The sequence below is a fragment of the Nocardiopsis halotolerans DSM 44410 genome (assembly GCF_000341065.1).
In the GTDB taxonomy this organism is placed as follows: Bacteria; Actinomycetota; Actinomycetes; order Streptosporangiales; family Streptosporangiaceae; genus Nocardiopsis; species Nocardiopsis halotolerans.
Genome location: NZ_ANAX01000016.1, coordinates 4,226 through 22,114, shown reverse-complemented (window position 1 = coordinate 22,114; position 17,889 = coordinate 4,226). Strand labels below are relative to the sequence as shown.

The 17,889-nt window shown below is 71.9% G+C and carries 12 protein-coding genes and 1 pseudogene; 5 read left to right on the top strand and 8 right to left on the bottom strand.

What is annotated here, in order from left to right:
• The first annotated feature begins 292 nt into the window (after nucleotides 1–292).
• The gene (locus D455_RS0101025) at nucleotides 293–1,702 is read left to right on the top strand and encodes a CoA transferase (RefSeq protein ID WP_017568902.1); all 1,410 of its coding nucleotides are present in this window, start codon (nucleotides 293–295) and stop codon (nucleotides 1,700–1,702) included.
• A gap of 151 nt (nucleotides 1,703–1,853) precedes the next feature.
• Here D455_RS0101025 and D455_RS0101020 read toward each other — a convergent pair whose 3' ends face one another.
• Nucleotides 1,854–3,140 carry an RNA polymerase sigma factor gene (locus tag D455_RS0101020; RefSeq protein ID WP_017568901.1) on the bottom strand — a complete coding sequence of 429 codons (1,287 nt, stop codon included), beginning with the start codon at nucleotides 3,138–3,140 and terminating at the stop codon, nucleotides 1,854–1,856.
• A gap of 23 nt (nucleotides 3,141–3,163) precedes the next feature.
• A complete protein-coding gene (locus D455_RS0101015) occupies nucleotides 3,164–3,583 on the bottom strand; it encodes a YciI family protein (protein WP_017568900.1) in 420 nt (139 codons plus the stop codon).
• 348 nt (nucleotides 3,584–3,931) lie between these two features.
• On the opposite strand from D455_RS0101015, the pseudogene D455_RS28800 reads away from it, so the two are divergent.
• The 3 genes and pseudogenes from D455_RS28800 (at nucleotide 3,932) to D455_RS0101000 (ending at nucleotide 8,967) form a co-directional block, all read left to right on the top strand.
• Nucleotides 3,932–5,360, top strand: a pseudogene (locus D455_RS28800) (MFS transporter).
• A complete protein-coding gene (locus tag D455_RS0101005; RefSeq protein WP_017568898.1) occupies nucleotides 5,357–7,438 on the top strand; it encodes a molybdopterin oxidoreductase family protein in 2,082 nt (693 codons plus the stop codon). The pseudogene D455_RS28800 and the gene D455_RS0101005 overlap by 4 nt, the downstream one beginning before the upstream one ends.
• 80 nt (nucleotides 7,439–7,518) lie before the next feature.
• On the top strand, nucleotides 7,519–8,967 hold the full coding sequence (locus D455_RS0101000) for an FAD-dependent oxidoreductase (RefSeq protein ID WP_017568897.1): 1,449 nt from the start codon (nucleotides 7,519–7,521) through the stop codon (nucleotides 8,965–8,967).
• A gap of 19 nt (nucleotides 8,968–8,986) precedes the next feature.
• Here the strand turns inward: D455_RS0101000 and D455_RS0100995 are convergent, their stop codons facing one another.
• Together D455_RS0100995 and D455_RS0100990 are read right to left on the bottom strand one after the other, a co-directional pair.
• Complete coding sequence (locus D455_RS0100995) at nucleotides 8,987–9,550, bottom strand: DinB family protein (RefSeq protein ID WP_017568896.1); 564 nt, start codon at nucleotides 9,548–9,550, stop codon at nucleotides 8,987–8,989.
• Nucleotides 9,551–9,662: 112 nt separating this feature from the next.
• On the bottom strand, nucleotides 9,663–10,151 hold the full coding sequence (locus D455_RS0100990) for an anthrone oxygenase family protein (protein WP_017568895.1): 489 nt from the start codon (nucleotides 10,149–10,151) through the stop codon (nucleotides 9,663–9,665).
• A gap of 182 nt (nucleotides 10,152–10,333) precedes the next feature.
• On the opposite strand from D455_RS0100990, the gene D455_RS35750 reads away from it, so the two are divergent.
• Nucleotides 10,334–13,168, top strand: a complete 2,835-nt coding sequence (locus tag D455_RS35750) for an ATP-binding protein (protein WP_017568894.1) — start codon at nucleotides 10,334–10,336, stop codon at nucleotides 13,166–13,168.
• 10 nt (nucleotides 13,169–13,178) lie between these two features.
• On the opposite strand, the gene D455_RS0100980 is transcribed toward D455_RS35750, so the two are convergent.
• From D455_RS0100980 to D455_RS0100965, 4 genes are all read right to left on the bottom strand, one after another.
• The gene (locus D455_RS0100980) at nucleotides 13,179–14,348 is read right to left on the bottom strand and encodes a PP2C family protein-serine/threonine phosphatase (protein WP_026122191.1); all 1,170 of its coding nucleotides are present in this window, start codon (nucleotides 14,346–14,348) and stop codon (nucleotides 13,179–13,181) included.
• 136 nt (nucleotides 14,349–14,484) lie between these two features.
• Nucleotides 14,485–15,654 carry a PP2C family protein-serine/threonine phosphatase gene (locus D455_RS0100975; protein ID WP_017568892.1) on the bottom strand — a complete coding sequence of 390 codons (1,170 nt, stop codon included), beginning with the start codon at nucleotides 15,652–15,654 and terminating at the stop codon, nucleotides 14,485–14,487.
• Nucleotides 15,655–15,809: 155 nt separating this feature from the next.
• The gene (locus D455_RS0100970; protein ID WP_026122190.1) at nucleotides 15,810–16,928 is read right to left on the bottom strand and encodes a hypothetical protein; all 1,119 of its coding nucleotides are present in this window, start codon (nucleotides 16,926–16,928) and stop codon (nucleotides 15,810–15,812) included.
• 260 nt (nucleotides 16,929–17,188) lie between these two features.
• A complete protein-coding gene (locus D455_RS0100965; protein ID WP_017568890.1) occupies nucleotides 17,189–17,830 on the bottom strand; it encodes a DsbA family oxidoreductase in 642 nt (213 codons plus the stop codon).
• Nucleotides 17,831–17,889: the final 59 nt, after the last annotated feature.

The window sequence follows — 17,889 nt, the reverse complement described above, 5'->3', positions numbered from 1 at the left end:
TTTGACCAGGCTTGAAACCACCCCGAAGGGGTGGGAAAGACAACACCACGCCTGAGCAACCATGCAGGTCAAAGGCGTGCGGGCCCTCCGTGAGCCCCCACGCGCCACCGCGTTCCGCCCGACCCGCGCCGCCTGTGACGGCGTTGGCCCAGGGGAGACGCACCACCGGCCCGGCCCCACCCGGCAGACCGCAGCCCCGGCACGGGCGCGGCGCCACACCACCCCAACCACCACCGCCCGTCACCCGTCCCCGGTTCAGCACCGCAAGGGGAGGGGCATGAAGTATGGGGCCATGACGAACACACCCGACACGACCACAGCCCACGCGTGGAACACGGTCCAAGGCCCCGCCGACCTGACCGCGAAGGTGTCCTACCAAAGCGCGGGCAAGGTACTCCCCGCCGTACTACCGGTGCGTGAACTCGCACGTGCGACGGTCGGCGTGTGCTCGCTCGCCGCCGCCGAACTGCTGGCCGCGCGCAACGGGGGAGACGTCCCCCGGGTGAGGGTGGACGAGGGCGCCGTGGCCACCGCCTTCGTCAGCGAACGGCACCTGCTGGTGAACGGCCGCGCACCGACCCCCTTCGCGCCCCTGTCCGGCTTCTGGAGGACCGCCGACGGGTGGGTGCGCACCCACGCGAACTACCCCCACCACCGCGCCCGGCTCCTGTCCGCCCTGGGCATCACCACCGGGGACGGCGCCGGGACCGCAACACCGGACGACAACGGGACGGCACTGGTCGGGCGGCTCACCGAGGCACTGGCGACGCTCACCGCACGACAGGTCCAGGAAAGGGTGTACGCCGCTGGCGGCCTGGCCGTGGCCGTGGCCCCCGCCCCCGCGTCAGACGAGGGGAGGCGCCCCCTGGCCGAGGTCGAGCGGACCGGTGGGACCAGCGGACGCCGGTTGCCGCCCGCCCCCCTGCCAGCCGCCGGAGTACGGGTCCTGGACCTGACACGCGTCATCGCCGGTCCCGTCGCCACCCGGACCCTCGCCCTCCTGGGGGCGGACGTGCTGCGTGTGGACCCACCCCGGTTCCCCGAGGACCCCGACAGCCACATCGACACCGGAATGGGTAAACGCTCCGCCCTGCTGGACCTGGACACCGCCGAGGGCCAGCGCACCTTCCAGGAACTCCTCGACTCGGCCGACGTGGTCGTCACCGGCTACCGGCCGGGCTCCCTCGACCGGCGCGGGCTGGCGGCCGAGGAACTCATGGCCCGCCGCCCCGGTCTGGTCACCGCCCAACTGTGCGCCTGGGGGTGGTCGGGCCCCTGGGCCGGCCGGAGAGGGTTCGACAGCCTGGTGCAGGCGGCCTGCGGCATCGCGGCGATCGAGGCGGGCCCCGACGGCCACCCCGGCGCGCTGCCCGCCCAGGCACTGGACCACGGCACCGGTTACCTCCTGGCCGCCGGGGTACTGCGGGCGCTGACCGAACGGCAGACCGACGGCCGGGGCCGCCTCCTACGGTTCTCCCTGGCCGGAACCGCCGACTGGCTCCTGCACGGCATCACCCCCGAACCCGCCGGTGAGGGCACCTACGAGGCCGACGACTGGCTCACCGAAACCCCGTCCGCCCACGGTCCGCTGCGCCACGCGCTCCCACCGGTCCACTACGAGGGATCCCCCGACGACTGGGCCCGCCCCTCCACCCTCTGGGGCACCGACCGCGCCGCATGGAACCCACCCCCGCAGCCCTGACGTTCCCGACCCGTGAGGAGGCTCCCGGCCCGGCCGCCGGGAGCCCCACACACACCGCACCCGGCCCGGGAGGCGTCGACCTCGACGTGCACGTTCGACGGAGGAACCGCCACCACGCGCCGAAAACCACCCGCCCGGGCCGTGAACCCGCTCAGCCCAGGTCGGCGAGCTTGCGCTCCCACACCGCCCGTTCCCGCTCGTTACCGCACAACCGCGCGGCGGCCTCCAGATCGGTGCGCGCCTCGCCGACCCGCCCCAGACGGGTGAGCAACTCCCCGCGCACCCCCGGCAGCAGGTGCGAGTCCGCCAGGGCCCCGGCGGCCACCAAACCGTCCACGATCGCCAGCGCCGCGGCCGGACCCCGGGCCATGGAGACCGCCACCGCACGGTTGAGGTCGACCACCGGCGACGGCGCGAGCCGCCCCAGCGCCTCGTAGAGGAGCACGACGCGCTCCCAGTCGGTGGCCTCGACCGACGCGGCGAGCGCGTGGCACTCGGCGATCGCCGCCTGCAGACCGTAGGCGCCCAATCCCCGGCCGAGCCTCCCCGCGCGGGCCAGGGCCGCACGCCCCCGGCGGATCGCGGCGCGGTCCCAACGGCGGCGGTCCTGGTCCTCCAACAGCACCGGTTGCCCGTCCGCACCCGTACGGGCGGGAAAACGCGCCGCGGTCAACTCCAGCAGCGCCAACAGGCCGTGGACCTCGGGTTCCTCCGGCACCAACCGGGCCAGCACCCGCGCCAGGCGCTGCGCCTCACCCGCGAGATCGGTCCGCAACAGCACGTCACCGGAACTGGCCGAGGACCCCTCGGTGAAGATCACGTAGACCACGCTGAGCACCGAGCCGAGCCGCTCGGCCCGCTCCCGGGCCGAGGGCACCTCGAACGGCACCCGGGCCGCCCCCAGGGTCCTCTTCGCCCGGGTGATGCGGGCCTGCACGGTCGCGGTCGGCACGAGGAAGGCCCGGGCGATCTCGTCACTGCTCAGACCGCCCACCACCCGCAGGGTGAGCGCCACCCTCGCCTCCCGCGACAGCACGGGATGGCAGGAGACGAACATCAACGCGAGCACGTCGTCGTCGATCTGGTCCGGATCCCACAACACGTCCCCGGCCTCACGAGCCGGATCGGCGGGCGGACCGCCCGAGGAGGCCCCGCCCTCACCCAGGTCACGGGCGAGGGCGGCGTACCTGTCGTCACGGACCGCACGCCGACGGAACGCGTCGATCGCGCGACGCCGACCCACGGTGAGCAACCACCCCGCGGGATTGCGGGGCACGCCGTCACGCGGCCAGGTCACCAGGGCCTCGGCCAGAGCCTCCTGCCCCAGATCCTCGGCCAGCGCGAAGTCACCGGTGTAGCGCGCGAGCGCACCGACGATCCGCGCCGCGTCGATCCGCCACACGGCGGCCACGGCCTCACGGCCGGTCGGGTCAGTCATCTCCCGCCACCCCGCTCACACGCTCACAGCTGCCCGGTGGCCTCACGCCAGGCCCGCTCCTTCTGGACCCACTCGTTGTCCTGCGGGAACTCGTCGATCGTGGTGACCCGGCGGATCTCGGTCTTGAAGCCCGGGCCGGTGATCGGCGACCGCCTGGCCCACTCCACGGCCTCCTCCTTCGAGGCCACGTTGAGGATGTAGAACCCGCCGAACAGCTCCTTGGTCTCGCCGTAGGGGCCGTCGGTGACCACGGGCGGCTCGGAGGAGTAGTCCACGACCACACCCTCGGCGGCGTCGTCGAGCCCCTCCGCGGCCACCAGCACACCGGCGCGGACCAACTCGTCGTTGTACCTGCCCACGGTCGCGAGCATCTCGTCGAAGTCGGTGTCGGCCATCCTCGCGAACGCCTCGTCGGTGGCGCGCATGATCAGCATGTACTTCATGGCTCTGTCTCCCTGACACGTCCGGGCCCCTTGTGTGGGCCCTCTCATTCTCAGGTCGAACGGGGCATGCCGCGGATCGACACCGCCCCCGACTTTTTCCAAGAAATCCGGCCGGGGAGGGACGGCACACCCGACCCGGAACCCGGGCCGGCGTCCGACCGGGGTGGCGCTCACCACACCACAAGCGACCCGACACCGCCCCCACCAGCGGCGACGGGCGTTCTCACCGGGCCCGCGCACCACGGGTGAGTCGACTGTTTCCCGTGCGTTACGGGTGGACACCTCCAAGCAACGCGGCCTTCATACCTTGGATCCCGTCAACAACCGCCGAACAGGAAGGCACGGCCCGTGGTCTCCGAGACCGGCCCACGCGCACCGCGCACCGGTAAGAGCTGGATCACCACATGGGACCCCGAGAACGAAGGGTTCTGGAACGGCGGAGGGCGCCGTGTGGCCCGCCGCAACCTGTGGGCGTCGATCTTCNGGGGTGCCCCGCCGCAACCTGTGGGCGTCGATCTTCTCCGAACACATCGGCTTCTCCGTGTGGAGCCTGTGGTCGGTCCTGGTGCTGTTCATGACCCCCGAGACCGGCTTCGACTGGTCACCCGAACAGAAGTTCCTGCTGGTCTCGATCGTCTCCCTGGTCGGTGCCGTCCTCCGCGTCCCCTACACCCTGGCCGTCCCGATCTTCGGCGGCCGCAACTGGACGATCATCTCCGCCAGCATGCTGCTGGTACCCACGCTCCTGGCGGTCCACCTCATCCAGAACCCCGACACGCCCTACTGGCTGTTCGTGCTCCTGGGCGCCACCGCGGGCTTCGGCGGCGGCAACTTCTCCTCCTCCATGGCCAACATCAACTTCTACTTCCCCGAGAAGGAGAAGGGGTGGGCCCTGGGCATGAACGCCGGCGGCGGCAACATCGGCGTGGCCACCGTCCAACTGGTGGGCCTGGGCATCATCGCCCTGTTCACCATCCAGGCCGGCCACCTCGTGCCCCTGTTCTACGTGCCCTTCCTGCTTCTGGCCATCTGGGTCGCGTTCCGGCACATGAACAACCTCTCCAGCGCCCGCACCGACATCTCCGCCCAGCTCGCCGCGACCAGGGACCGCCACTTCTGGATCATGTCCTTCCTCTACGTGGGCACGTTCGGATCCTTCATCGGCTTCGGGTTCGCCTTCGGCCTGCTGCTCCAGAACCAGTTCGGCCTGGACCCCCTCCAGGCGGCCTCCATCACCTTCCTCGGCCCGGCCATCGGATCGCTCCTCCGCCCCCTGGGCGGCAAGCTGGCCGACCGTGTCGGGGGAGCGCGCGTCACCCTGTGGAACTTCCTGGCGATGGTGGCCGGAACCGCCGGGGTCGTGACGGCCATCAACATGGACTCCCTGCCCCTGTTCGTCACCGCGTTCGGCATCGTGTTCGTCCTCACCGGCCTCGGCAACGGCTCCACCTACAAGATGATCCCCTCCATCTACGCGGCCAAGGCCCAAAACGCCATCTCCCAGGGCACCCCGCCCCAGGAGGCCCACTCCTACAACAAGCGCATCGCCAGCTCCATGCTCGGCCTGATCGGCGCCATGGGCGCCCTGGGCGGTGTCGGCATCAACCTGGTCTTTCGCGAGTCCTTCCGCCTCACCGAGTCCGCCGCCCCGGGCTTCATCGCCTTCGGCGTCTTCTACCTGATCTGCGCAGCCGTCACCTGGGCGGTCTACCTGCGCCGCCCCGCCCGCACCACCCCGCCGCGAACCGGTACCCTCCGCGTGGAGACCACCACATGACCACCACACACTGCCCCTACTGCGCGCTCCAGTGCGCCATGCACCTGGAAGCGGGACCCGACGGGCGCCCGGCCGCACGCCCCGCCGACTTCCCCACCAACCGCGGCGGCCTGTGCCGCAAAGGATGGACCTCCACCGAGGTCCTCACCGTCCCCGACCGCCTCACCCGCCCCCTGATCCGCAAGGACCGCACCTCGGACCTGGCCGAGACCGACTGGGACACCGCCCTGGACCACGTCGCCGAACGCCTGCTGGCCCTGCGCGCCCAGTCCGGTCCCGACACCGTCGCGGTCTTCGGCAGCGGCGGACTGACCAACGAGAAGTCCTACACCCTGGGCAAGTTCGCCCGCCTGGCCCTGGGCACCTCCCAGATCGACTACAACGGCCGGTTCTGCATGTCCTCGGCCGCCGCCGCCAGCACGCGGGCCTTCGGCCTGGACCGCGGCATGCCCTTCCCCCTCACCGACCTCAGCGGGGCCGAGGTCGTCCTGCTCGCCGGAGCCAACCCGGCCGAGACCATGCCACCGATGATGGGCCACCTGTCCGCCCCCACCCTGATCGTCATCGACCCGCGCCGCTCGGCCACCGCCCAGGTCGCCCTCGCGGGCGGCGGCGTACACCTGGCCCCCCGACCCGGCACCGACCTCGCCCTGGCCCTGGGTCTGCTGCACACCGCCCGCGTCCGGGGCTGGTGCGACACCGACTTCATCGACCAACGCACCCACGGCTTCGAGGCCGCCTGGGAACACGCCGCCGCATGGTGGCCCGAACGCACCGAACAGGTCACCGGCGTACCCGCCACCAGCATCCGCGCCGCCGCCGACCTGCTGGGCAAGGCCGCACGCAACCGCTCCGCCTACGTCCTGACCGGACGCGGCGCCGAACAGCACGCCAAGGGCACCGACACCGTCTCGGCCTGGATCAACCTGGCCCTGGCCCTGGGCCTGCCCGGCCGCCACGGCAGCGGATACGGGTGCATCACCGGCCAGGGCAACGGCCAGGGCGGCCGCGAACACGGCCAAAAGGCCGACCAGCTCCCCGGCTACCGCCGCATCGACGACCCCGACGCCCGCGCCCACGTCGCAGGCGTGTGGGGCGTGGACCCCCAGACCCTGCCCGGCCCGGGCCGCTCGGCCTACGAACTCCTGGACGCCCTGGGCACCCCCGACGGGCCGCGCGCCCTACTGCTCATGGGCTCCAATCCCGTGGTCTCGGCCCCCGACACCGCGCGCGTACGCGACCGCCTGTCCTCCCTGGACCTGCTGGTGGCCGCCGACTTCGTCCTCTCCGAAACCGCCGCCATGGCCGACGTGGTCCTGCCCGTGGCCCAGTGGGCGGAGGAGAGCGGCACCATGACCAACCTGGAGGGCCGCGTCCTGCGCCGCACCCGGGCCCTGCCCCCACCCGAGGGGGTACGCACCGACCTGGAGGTGCTCTCCGCGCTGGCCGTACGCCTGGGACAGCCCGCCGAACGCTTCCCCACCAACCCCGACACCGTCCTGGCCGAACTGGGCCGCGCCTCAGCCGGAGGCACCGCCGACTACTCCGGCGTCACCCCCGACCGGCTGGCCTCCGGCGAGGCCCTGCACTGGCCCGTACGCGCCCGCCAGACCCCCACACCCCGGCTGTTCCTGGACACCTTCGCCCACCCCGACGGCCGCGCCCGCCTCACCGCGGTCGCCCACCGGCCCCCCGCCGAGACCACCGACGACGACTACCCGCTCGTGGCGACCACCGGACGCCTCATGGGCCACTACCAGTCCGGAGCCCAGACCCGCCGCGTCGGCGAACTAAACCGGGCCGAACCCGAGGCGTACGTGGAGGTACACCCCGACACCGCCGCCCGCGCCGGACTCGCCGCCGGGGACTGGGCCCGCCTCACCTCCCGGCGCGGCCACACCCGCGCACGGGTGCGCCTGACGCCCACCGCGCGCCTGGACACGGTGTTCGTACCCTTCCACTTCGCCGCGGACCAGGCCGCCAACAACCTGACCAACCCGGCCCTGGACCCCACCAGCCGTATGCCCGAGTTCAAGGTCAGCGCGGTACGCCTGGAGCCCGACCCGCACCCGGCCTGAGGGTACGGACCCAGCCCCACCACACACCGCCCCGGCCGACGCCGCCCGGGAACGCACACACCCACACCAGGAGGCAGCAGTTGAGCACCGTGCAGGGCGCGTCCCCGCGTCAGATCGTGGTCGTCGGCAACGGCATGGTCGGCGCCCGCTTCGCCGAGGAGACCGCCCGCCTGGACCCGAACGGAGAACGGGTCCACGTCAGCGTGGTCGGCACCGAACACCACCCCGCCTACAACCGCGTCCTGCTCTCGGGTGTGGTCGCCGGGGACTACACCCCCGACCAGATCCGCCTGCCCGTCCCCGACACCCCCGGCGTCACCGTGCGCACCGGCGTCACCGCCACCGCCCTGAACACCGACGAACGCACCCTCACCCTGGACGACGGCCGCCTCCTGACCTACGACGAACTCGTCCTGGCCACCGGAGCACGCGCCTCCTTCCCCCCGATCCCCGGCGTGACCGAGGCCGACGGCACACCCGGGCAGGGAGTGACCGCCCTACGCGACCTCCAGGACTGCCAGCGCCTGCTCGCCCTGGCCCGGCCCGGCGCGCCCGTGGTGGTCCTGGGCGGCGGCGTCCTGGGCCTGGAAGCCGCACGGGGCCTGATCGGCCGCGGCATGCGCGTGTCGGTGGTGGAGTCCTCGCCCTGGATCATGCGCCGCCAGATCGACCAACCCGCCGCCCGCATCCTCGCCCGACGCTACGCCGCGCTGGGGGTGAGGGTGCACTCCTGGCGGGTCGCCTCCCGCTGGATCCCCGGCACCGGCCTGGAACTGGACGACGGCCGCATGCTGCCCGGCGACGCCCTGGTGGTCACCGCCGGAGTGCGCGCCAACACCGAACTGGCCAGCGACGCCGGAATCGAGGTCGAACACGGCGTTCTGGTGGACGACCGCCTGGCCACCTCCGACGCACGCGTGCACGCCCTCGGCGACTGCGCCCAACACCCCGGCGGCGGCGCCGGACTCATCCAACCCGGCTGGGAACAGGCCGCCGTGCTCGCCAAACGCCTGACCGGAAAAGCGCCGCACGCCCTCTACACCGGAGCCAGACCACTGACCCGGCTCAAGGCCGAGGGCATCGAACTGACCGCGTTCGGCCAGGTACACGAGGACGACGAGGACCTGGAGACCGTGACCATCAGCGACCCCCACGGCGGACGCTACGCCAAACTGTCCGTGCGCCGGGAGAAGGTGGTGGGCGCGGTCCTGCTGGGCTTCCCCGAGGCCGCCGCGACCCTGTCCCAGCTCTACGACACCGGCGCCCCCGTCCCCGCCGACAGGCTGGCCCTGCTCCAGGGGCTGCCCACCGCCCCCGACCAGGACCAGGACGAGCAGGGGGAGGCACTGGTGTGCCGGTGCAACGCCGTGAGCCGCACCGACATCGAACAGGCCTGGTTGGACGGGGCACGCACCCGCGAGGCCATCGCCCAGCGCACACGCGCCACCACCGGGTGCGGCGGATGCGTACGCGACGTCCAGGCGCTGCTGTCGGGCATGCAGGACCAGACCACCGCGAGCGTGGGCTGAAGACCGCCCCGGACCCCGGCTACTGGCCCCGACGCCCGTCGATACGCTCACGCAGCAGGTCGGCGTGCCCGTTGTGGCGGGCGTACTCCTCGACCATGTGCACCAACACCTCCCGCAGGTCCACCACCCGACCGTTGTGAGGGACGGTCCAGCTCACCCTCTCCAGGTCGGGTGCGCGGGCCACGAACGCGTCGGTGTACGCGCACTCGGCACGCCAGGTCGCCCACGCCTGCTCCACCACGGCCGGGTCGGCCACCGCACCGTCGAAGTCCCCGTCGGGCTCCTCCTCCGTACAGTAGAGCCAGGGAGCCTGCGCGCGGCTCTGCCCGCCCAGACGACACCGAAACCACACCCGCTCCACCTCGGCCATGTGCCGCACCAACCCCAACAGGGACAGCGTGGAGGGCGGCACCGCACGACGGGCCAGCGCCTCGGCGTCCAGACCCGAACACTTCACCTCCAGCGTCATACGCTGCTGGTGCAGGAAATCGACCAGGACGGCGCGCTCGCCGACGGGTCGCGGGCGGCCCTCACGGGGATCCTCGTCCAGGGGCAGGAACATGTCCGCGCGCTGTGAGCTCATACGGGGGAGTATCTCCCCACCCGCCACCGGCGGGCAACGGCTTTTCACACCGCATCCGGCCACTATTCGGGCCTCGAAGGCCCCTGGAGGTGCCAGGTGAAGAAGACCCGGGTCAGCGCAGACCCACCGCGATGACCACACCCACCAGCGCCAGGACGGAGACCAGGGTGCGCACGTGGTTCCAACGCACCCACACCGGCTCGAATGCGGCGCGCACCGCGGCCGGATCCGCGATCCGCTCGGCCACACCCGCCTCCTCCAGGGCGTTGTTGCGCGGCACGTTGACCGTGAACGTCACCAGCACCGCGACGACCAGACAGACCAGGGCCGCCACCGACCACGCCGCCGCGCCCATCGCCCCCACACTGGCGTAGAGCACCGCGCAGGCCAGCACCGCCACCGGCGCGCCGATGAAGACCACGGCGAAGAACGGATTGAGGATGGCGACGTTGACGCCCTGCATCACCTCGACCATCGCCCGGTCACCGGACCGGCGCATCCCGGGCATCACCGCGACGGAGAACGCGAAGAACAATCCGGCGAACAGACCGGTCACCACCACCGCGAACACCGGAACGACCACGTGCACCATCTCCGCCACGCCACACCCCGGATTCCGTTGTCCTGTCCGCGCGTTCTGGGCGGATTCTACGCCCCCACACCCGCCCCCGCGCCGCCCACGCACACCCCTGAACACCCTGTACACCAACACGGGCCCACAACACGAACCTGTCTGACCCACCCCCCTTTTCCGTCGCCTCCCGTCGCTATACCGTCGGGTAGGTGTGTTTCCCCCCGCTCGTCGGACGTGACAAGGAACGACACCAGCTGCGCACCGCCGCGACCCCCGGATCCCTCCTCCTCCTGGCCGGTGAGGCCGGATCGGGCAAGACCCGCCTGATCCGCGAACTCGACCAGGACACACCCCTCCTGACCGGACACTGCCCGCCCCGCGCCGACCCCTTCCCCCTCGCACCCCTGGTCGAGGCCCTCCACCAGGCCACCCTCCCCGACCGCCTCAACCCGCTGTGCGGCGCCTTGCGCCCCCTCCTGCCCGAACACACCGAACACCTGCCCCCGCCACCCCCGCCCGCCAACTCCACCGCCGCCGAACACCACCGCCTCTACCGGGCCCTGGCCGCACTCCTGGACGCCCTGAGCCCCGCCGTCCTCGTCCTCGAAGACGTGCAGTGGGCCGACCCCGCCACCCGCGACCTGCTGTACTACCTGGCCCCACGCCTGCCCGCACACCTGGGCCTGGTCCTGACCTACCGCCCCGAGGAACTCCCGCGCACCTTCCCCGTGGCCGCACTGGCCACCCGCACACCCCCCACCACCCCCCACCACGAACTCACCCTGACCCCACTGAGCCCCGACCACCTGCTCGACCTGGCCCGCCAGATGCTCGCCCCCACCACCGTCACCGACACCGACGCCCACCACCTGCACACCTGGACCGGCGGCCTACCCCTGGCCGCGGTGGAAACCCTGCACCACCTGTCCACCGCCCCCGGCGAACCCGCCGTCCCACCCGCTCCACCCGTACCCGCCACCCTGCGCGACTGGCTCCTGGAACGCCTACGCCACCTGGACCGCGACACCCGCCGCCTCCTACGCGCCGCCAGCGTCCTGGACCACCCCTGCGACGAAACCGACCTGGCCCGCGTGGCGGGCCTGGACCCCCCACGCGCCGACCGGGCCCTCTCCCGCGCCTGCCGACTGGGCCTGCTGCGCCCCACCGCGCCCGCCACCCTCACCCTGGCCACCCCCCTGCTGCGCCGCGTCTACCACGACGCGTTACCCCACGGAAAACGCCGCCGCCTGCACCGCGCCGCCCTGACCACCCTGAGCCAGGCACCCGGCCCGCCCCACGCCCGCCTGGCCCACCACGCCCGCGAGTGCGCACACCTGTCCGCCTGGACCGACCACGCCGAACAGGCCGCCGACCTGGCCCTGTCCCAGGGCGAGGACACCACCGCCGTCACCCTGCTGCGCGACGCCCTGACCCGCCAGAACCTGCCCGCCCACCGCCGCCGCGACCTGGCGCTCAAACTCGGCCGGGCCGCCCTGACCGCGACCAGCGCCGAGGACACCATCACCGTGCTGCGCGACGTCCTGGCCGCCCCCGGCCTGTCCCCACCTGAACGCGGCGAACTACGCATGGAACTGGGCCTGCTCCTGCTCAACCAGGCCTCCCAGGGACGCACCGCACGCGGCGAACTCGTCCGCGCCACCGCCGAACTGTCCACCCGCCCCGGCCTGGCCGCACGCGCCATGTGCGCACTGGCCGTACCCCGCACCACACCCGACTCGGTCGACACCCACCGCAGGTGGATGGACCAGGCCCTGGCCGCCGCCCGCCACAGCCAGGACCCGGCCGTGGGCCACAGCGTGGCCGTCAACCACGCCACCCTGCTCGCCCAGATCGGCGACCCGGCCGCATGGCGGGTCGACCTGCCCGACCCCGGCGCCACACACCCCCGCCCCGCGCCCGAGGTGGTGGCACGGCGCCGCGAGTTCGCCCGCGCCTCCCTCAACCTGGCCGACGCCGCCGTCATGCTCGGCCACTACGGGCGCGCCGACCACCACCTGGACGACGCCACCCGCTGGTCGCCCGCGGCCGAACTCCCCTACTTCCACGAAAGCGCCCAGGCCCTGCGCCTGATCCTGGACTGGACGCGCGGACACTGGACGAACCTGGCCCAGGAGACCGAACGCCACCTGGAGACGGCCCACCTGCACTCGGTCACCGCCGAACTGACCCTGGTACGGGCCGCCCTGGCCCTGGCTCACGGAGAGGCCGCCACCGCACGCACCCACCTGTCGCGCTTCACCGACACCACCACCGAACCCCCCGGCCCCGACCACACCCTCCCCCTGCGGGCCTTCGCCGCCGGACTCCTGGCCCGCATGGCCACCGCCCAGGGCCACCCCGGCACCGCCTGGGCACGGGTGCAGGACCTGGTCTCCCTGGTGGCCAGCAAGGGCATCTGGGTGTGGGCCGCCGACCTGGTCCCGGGCATGGAGGCCCTACTCCACAGCGACCGGCACGCGGTCGCCCAGGACCTGTGCACCCGCTTTCGCGCGGGACTGCGCCACACCAGCGCCCCCGCGGCCACCGCCGCCCTGCTGCGGTTGGAGGCCGCCCTGGCCCACCACCACGGCCAGCACGGACGGGCGCTGGACCTGTACGCCCAGGCCGAGACCGCCTACCGGGACATGCCCCGCCCCTACGACGCCGCCCAGGTCCACGAGGCCGCGGCCCACGCCCACCTGGCCCAGGCGGGCGAGCACGAAAGGGGCCTGTCCGCACTGGGCACGGCCCTGCGCGAGTACACCCTGCTGGGCGCGACCTGGGACGCCTCCCGGGTACGCCGCACACTGCGCGCCCACGGTGTGGCGACCGCGCCCGCACCGGCCCGCCGGCAGGGCCGACTCTCCCCGCGCGAGGTACAGATCACCGAACTGGCCGCCCAGGGGCGCACCAACCGGGAGATCGCCGCCCTGCTGCACCTGTCCCCGCGCACGGTGGAGACCCACGTGGCCAACGCGCTGGCCAAACTGGGGCTGCGCTCCCGCCGGGACCTGGCCGCCCCTTCCACACCCGCCCCCACCTGAGGGCGTGGACTCAGCCGTGCCACTCACAGACCAACACCGTGGCGTCGTCGTCGAGCTTGCCGTGGTGGTAGGCCCTCAGAGCCTGGACCAGGCGGCGCAGCGTCTCGGGAACGGGCAGCTGGTCGGCCTCGTAGCGGATGATGAAGTCCACGAACCGCTCCAGCCCGAACTCCCGGTCCTCGAAGTCGCGGGTCTCGATGACACCGTCGGTGTACAACAGCAGCCGGTCACCGGGTTCGAGCTGTTCCCGGCACACCGTCACGGACAACTCCAGGTCCATCCCCAACGGGTGGGAGGGCTCGCACTCCAACTCGTGTGCCCTGCCGTCCCGGATGAGTACGGGCGGCAGGTGACCGCGGTTGACCCAGGAGAACACACCGGTGGTCATGTTGAGCTCGCCCATGACCGCTGTGGCGAAGCGTGTGCGTACGATCTCCTCGGTCATGATCTCCTCTATGCCCTGGGAGAACTGACTCAGGTCCATGCTCTTGCGGCGCTGGTTGCGAAAGGCCCCCACCGCCAGGTTCGCGACCAGCCCCGCGGCGTTGTCGTGACCCATGGCGTCGAACATCGCCAGGTGGAGGACATCCCCGGCCAGGGCGTAGTCGAAGGAGTCACCGGCGTTGTCGTAGGCCGGTTCGGTGGCCGCCGAGATCGCCACCCTGCCGTTGGCAAAGGTGCTGGGCGGCATCAGCGTCCACTGCATCTCCGCCGAGACCGCCATGGGCCTGGTACGGATCAGCCGGGCATAGGCGTCGCTGTTGGAGCGCTTGTCCACCACGAGCAACCCCACCATCGAGGCCAGGAGCCGCATCGCCAGGTGGTCCGGATCGCCCGTGTAGGCCACGTGCAGCACACCCAGGCGCTCGGTGCCGCCCAGGACCGGTACCCAGTAGCGGTGCTCGTTGACGACCCGCACCGACTCACCCCTGATGTAGGCCAGGCCCGCCACCGTACCGTCGATATGCAGATCCCGCCCGCCCTGATGGGCGTCCACGCCCCGGCCGGTCACCTCACGCAGGACACGCTCCTGGCGGTCGGCCAGGTAGATACGCACCTCCGCCAGCCCCGCATGGGCGGCTTCTCGGGCCACCAGATCCGGAAGCTCCGCGAAGGAGCTCATATGACTGGCGAGCGCCAGAGTCGATACCACACTGTCGATTCCGCGTTGTGTTGGCATACCGGCACCTGGAATTCGTCTCGGGTCCTGTACCTTCCAGCGCTACCCCGCCCGGACCCCGGCCTCACGCGGGCGTATCCGGGCGGGGACGGTTCCACCAGCGTGTGCTGCACGGCCCTCACGGGTCGGAACCGTCTCAGCCGTGCCACTCGCAGAAGAGCACGGTGGCGTCGTCGCCGAACCGGCCGTGGTGGTAGTCCAGCACGGCGTGCACCAGGCGGCGCAGCGTCTCGGGCACCGGCATGTTGTCGGCCTGGTGACGGATGATGAAGTCCACGAACCGCTCCACACCGAACTCCTGGCCCTGGGAGTCGCGGGCCTCGATGACACCGTCGGTGTAGAGCAGCAGCCGGTCGCCCGGCTCCAACTGCTCCCGGCACACCGTCACCGGCAACCCCAGATCCATCCCCAACGGGTGCGAGGGCTCGCACTCCAGGTCACGGACCCGCTCACCCCGGATGAGGACCGGCGGCAGGTGGCCGCAGTTGATCCAGTCCAGCTCACCGGTGGCCATGTTCAACTCGGCCAGGACCGCGGTGGCGAAACGGCTGTGCACGAACTCGTCGATGAGGATGGACTCCACACCCCGGAAGATGTCGGCCAGGGGAGTGCCCTTGCGCCGCTCGTTGCGGAAGGCCCCCACCGCCAGGTTCGCGATCAGACCGGCCGCGGTGTCGTGGCCCATGGCGTCGAACATCGCCAGATGGGCGATCTCCCCGGTCAGGGCGTAGTCGAAGGAGTCCCCGGCGTTGTCGTAGGCCGGTTCGGTGGCCGCCGAGATCGTCACCCGCGAGTCGGCGAAGGTCCCCGGCGGCATCAGCGTCCACTGCATCTCCGCCGAGACCGACATGGGCTTGGTACGCACCAGCCGGGCGTAGGAGTCGCTGTTGGAGCGCTTGTCGATGACCAACAATCCCACCATCGAGGCCAGGTCGCGCATCGCCGAACGGTCGGGGTCGCCCGCGTAGTCCACGTGCAGCACCCCCAGGCGTTCGGCGCCGTCCAGGATCGGCAGCCAGTAACACTGCTCGTCGTCGGCGCGTGCGGCCACACCCGTGACGTAGGCCTGCCCGGCCAGGGAACCGTCCACGGGAAGGTCCTCGCCGCCGCCGTGGGCGTCGGGGCCCTCACCGGTGAACTCACGCAGGACGTGCTGCTGGTGGTCGACGAGGTAGATCCGCGCCTGGGAGAGCCCGGCGTTCTCCGACTTCTTGGCCACCAGCGCGGGCAACTCCTCGAAGGTGGCCAGGTGACCGGCACGCACCAGGGAGACCATCAACTCGTTGGACGCGTTGTGCACCGGCATGGCAACACCCCGGAATCTGACGCGGCAGTCGCTCTTCTCCCGAACTTCTACCCGTCATGTCACCTTTCGACCAGAAAATACATTTTCGCACGATCGGTGGAGAACGAACAGACGCGGGCGCCCCACCACGTGGAACGCCCGCACACCGACCAACCTCAAACCCCCACCGCACGCAGGTCACGGGGAGCCACCTCGGGCAGACCCCGACCGCACACCCCGCACTCGGCGCGGCGCCGCACCACGTAGGCGGCCGTGGCCACCCCCAGCGCCACACCCCACACCGCCATCGACACGAACGCCCCCGCGTGCACGGGATCCATGGTCAACAGCGAACCCTGATCGCCGAGGAGCTCGACCACCGTGCTGCGGCCCATCGACACCAACGCCATCGCCACCAGCGTCGCGGGCGCCACCGCCAACCACACCGGCACCCGACGACCGGCCAGACCCACCATCCACCGCGGGAAACGCACACCCCAGCGCTGGACGAGCCCCACCATCAGCACCACCCCGACCACAGCGGCCGTGCCCAGGCCCACCCCGATGAGAAGGGTGTCGCCGTCGGCGACCATGGCGGCGAACCGCTCCTCGTCGATCCCCACCGGGACACCGAACAGCCACGGAAACCGCAACGACGGGTAGTACAGGGCCACCACACACGCCACCGTCACCGCGGCCCGGCCCACACCAAGAGCCCGCACCCGCACGGAGCGCTCGACCCCGTGCGTCCACCCCGGCGCACGCCCGCACCACTCACACGCCAGGCGCACCGCCCGACGGTGGGTCAGCGCCGCCACCGCCCACACCGCCGCACCCGCCGTGAAGAACAACGTGGCCAGATGGGACGCGGTGAAGGTCGCCTCCACCCAGGAAGCCGTCAGACCGTCCACGAACCACCCCACCACCGGCAGGATCATCGAATACCCCAACCAGGACAACAGCTGCCCGTCCACGAACACCAACAGCGCCACCCCGGCCAGCACCCAGGCACCCGCCTCCACCAGGCGACCCCCCGACCCCCGCGCACGCAGCATGAACACGGCGCACACCACCCCCACCGTGCCCAACACCAGCGCCAGCACGCCCGCGCTCCCCGCAGGCAACAACGACGACAACGAACCGAACCCGTCGGGCACCCCCACCGGAACCACCCCGCTCAACCAGCCCAGCCCCAGGGTGAGCACCACCGCGGACCAGGCCAGCGCCACCCAGGACACGGTCGCGGGCCGCAGCCGCGGGGGAGGGGGTGCGGTGACGGGAGGTGAAGAGGACATGGCCTGCTCCTTCGACTCGGGACGCGGTCTCGACACACACCACCCTGGCGTCCGCCGCCCCGCCCGCACCTCACCACCGAGCGGGATCCGCCTCCCCCATACGGGGGAGCGGGGGCGTGCCCGAGCCGCCCGTACGCCTTCCCCGACACGGCCACAGGCAGGCGTCCACGTCGAAGGCACGGGCCGCGCCCCCTGCGGGGCACGGACCCGACGGTCCACCACCACACGAAGGTGGACACGCTCCCACACGCAGGCGAAAACTACCCCCGCCCGGCCCGGTAGGCCTTGTCCAGCGCCGCCACGAACACCTCCACCGGCTGGACACCCGAAAACCCGAAAGCGCGCTCCATGACGAAGAAGGGCACCCCGGTCGCCCCCAACTCCCGGGCCGCGGCGACGTCAGCGCGCACACTCTCGGCGTACTCGCTCCCCGCGAGCACCCCACGCACCTCCCTGCCCTCCAACCCGACCTCCGTGGCCACCTCCACCAGAGTGTCGGCGTCACTCAGATCCCGGGCCTGCACCAACTGGGCGCGCATGAACCGCTCATGCGCCCGCTCCTCCAGGCCGCGCTCCCGGGCCAGGTGAAGCACACGGTGCACGTCGAAGGTGTTGACCATGACCCCGCCCGCGAAGTCGTAGTCCAACCCCTCCTCGGCGGCCACCTGCGTGACCTGACCGGTCATGGCCCGCACCTGCTCCCGGGAGGACCCCGTCTTGCGCGCCAACGCGTCATAGACCGGCTCACCCACCCCCTCGGGAAAGGAGGGATCCAGCTGGAAACTCCGCCAGAGCACCCGCACCCGCCCCGCGTGTTCGAACTCCTCCAACGCCCTCTCCAGGCGGCGCTTGCCGATGTAACACCACGGACAGACGACGTCGGACCACACCTCGACCTGCACAGAACCCCCACTCACCACCACGTTCACTCCGGGCGCGTCAGCCCACCCAGACCGAGCCC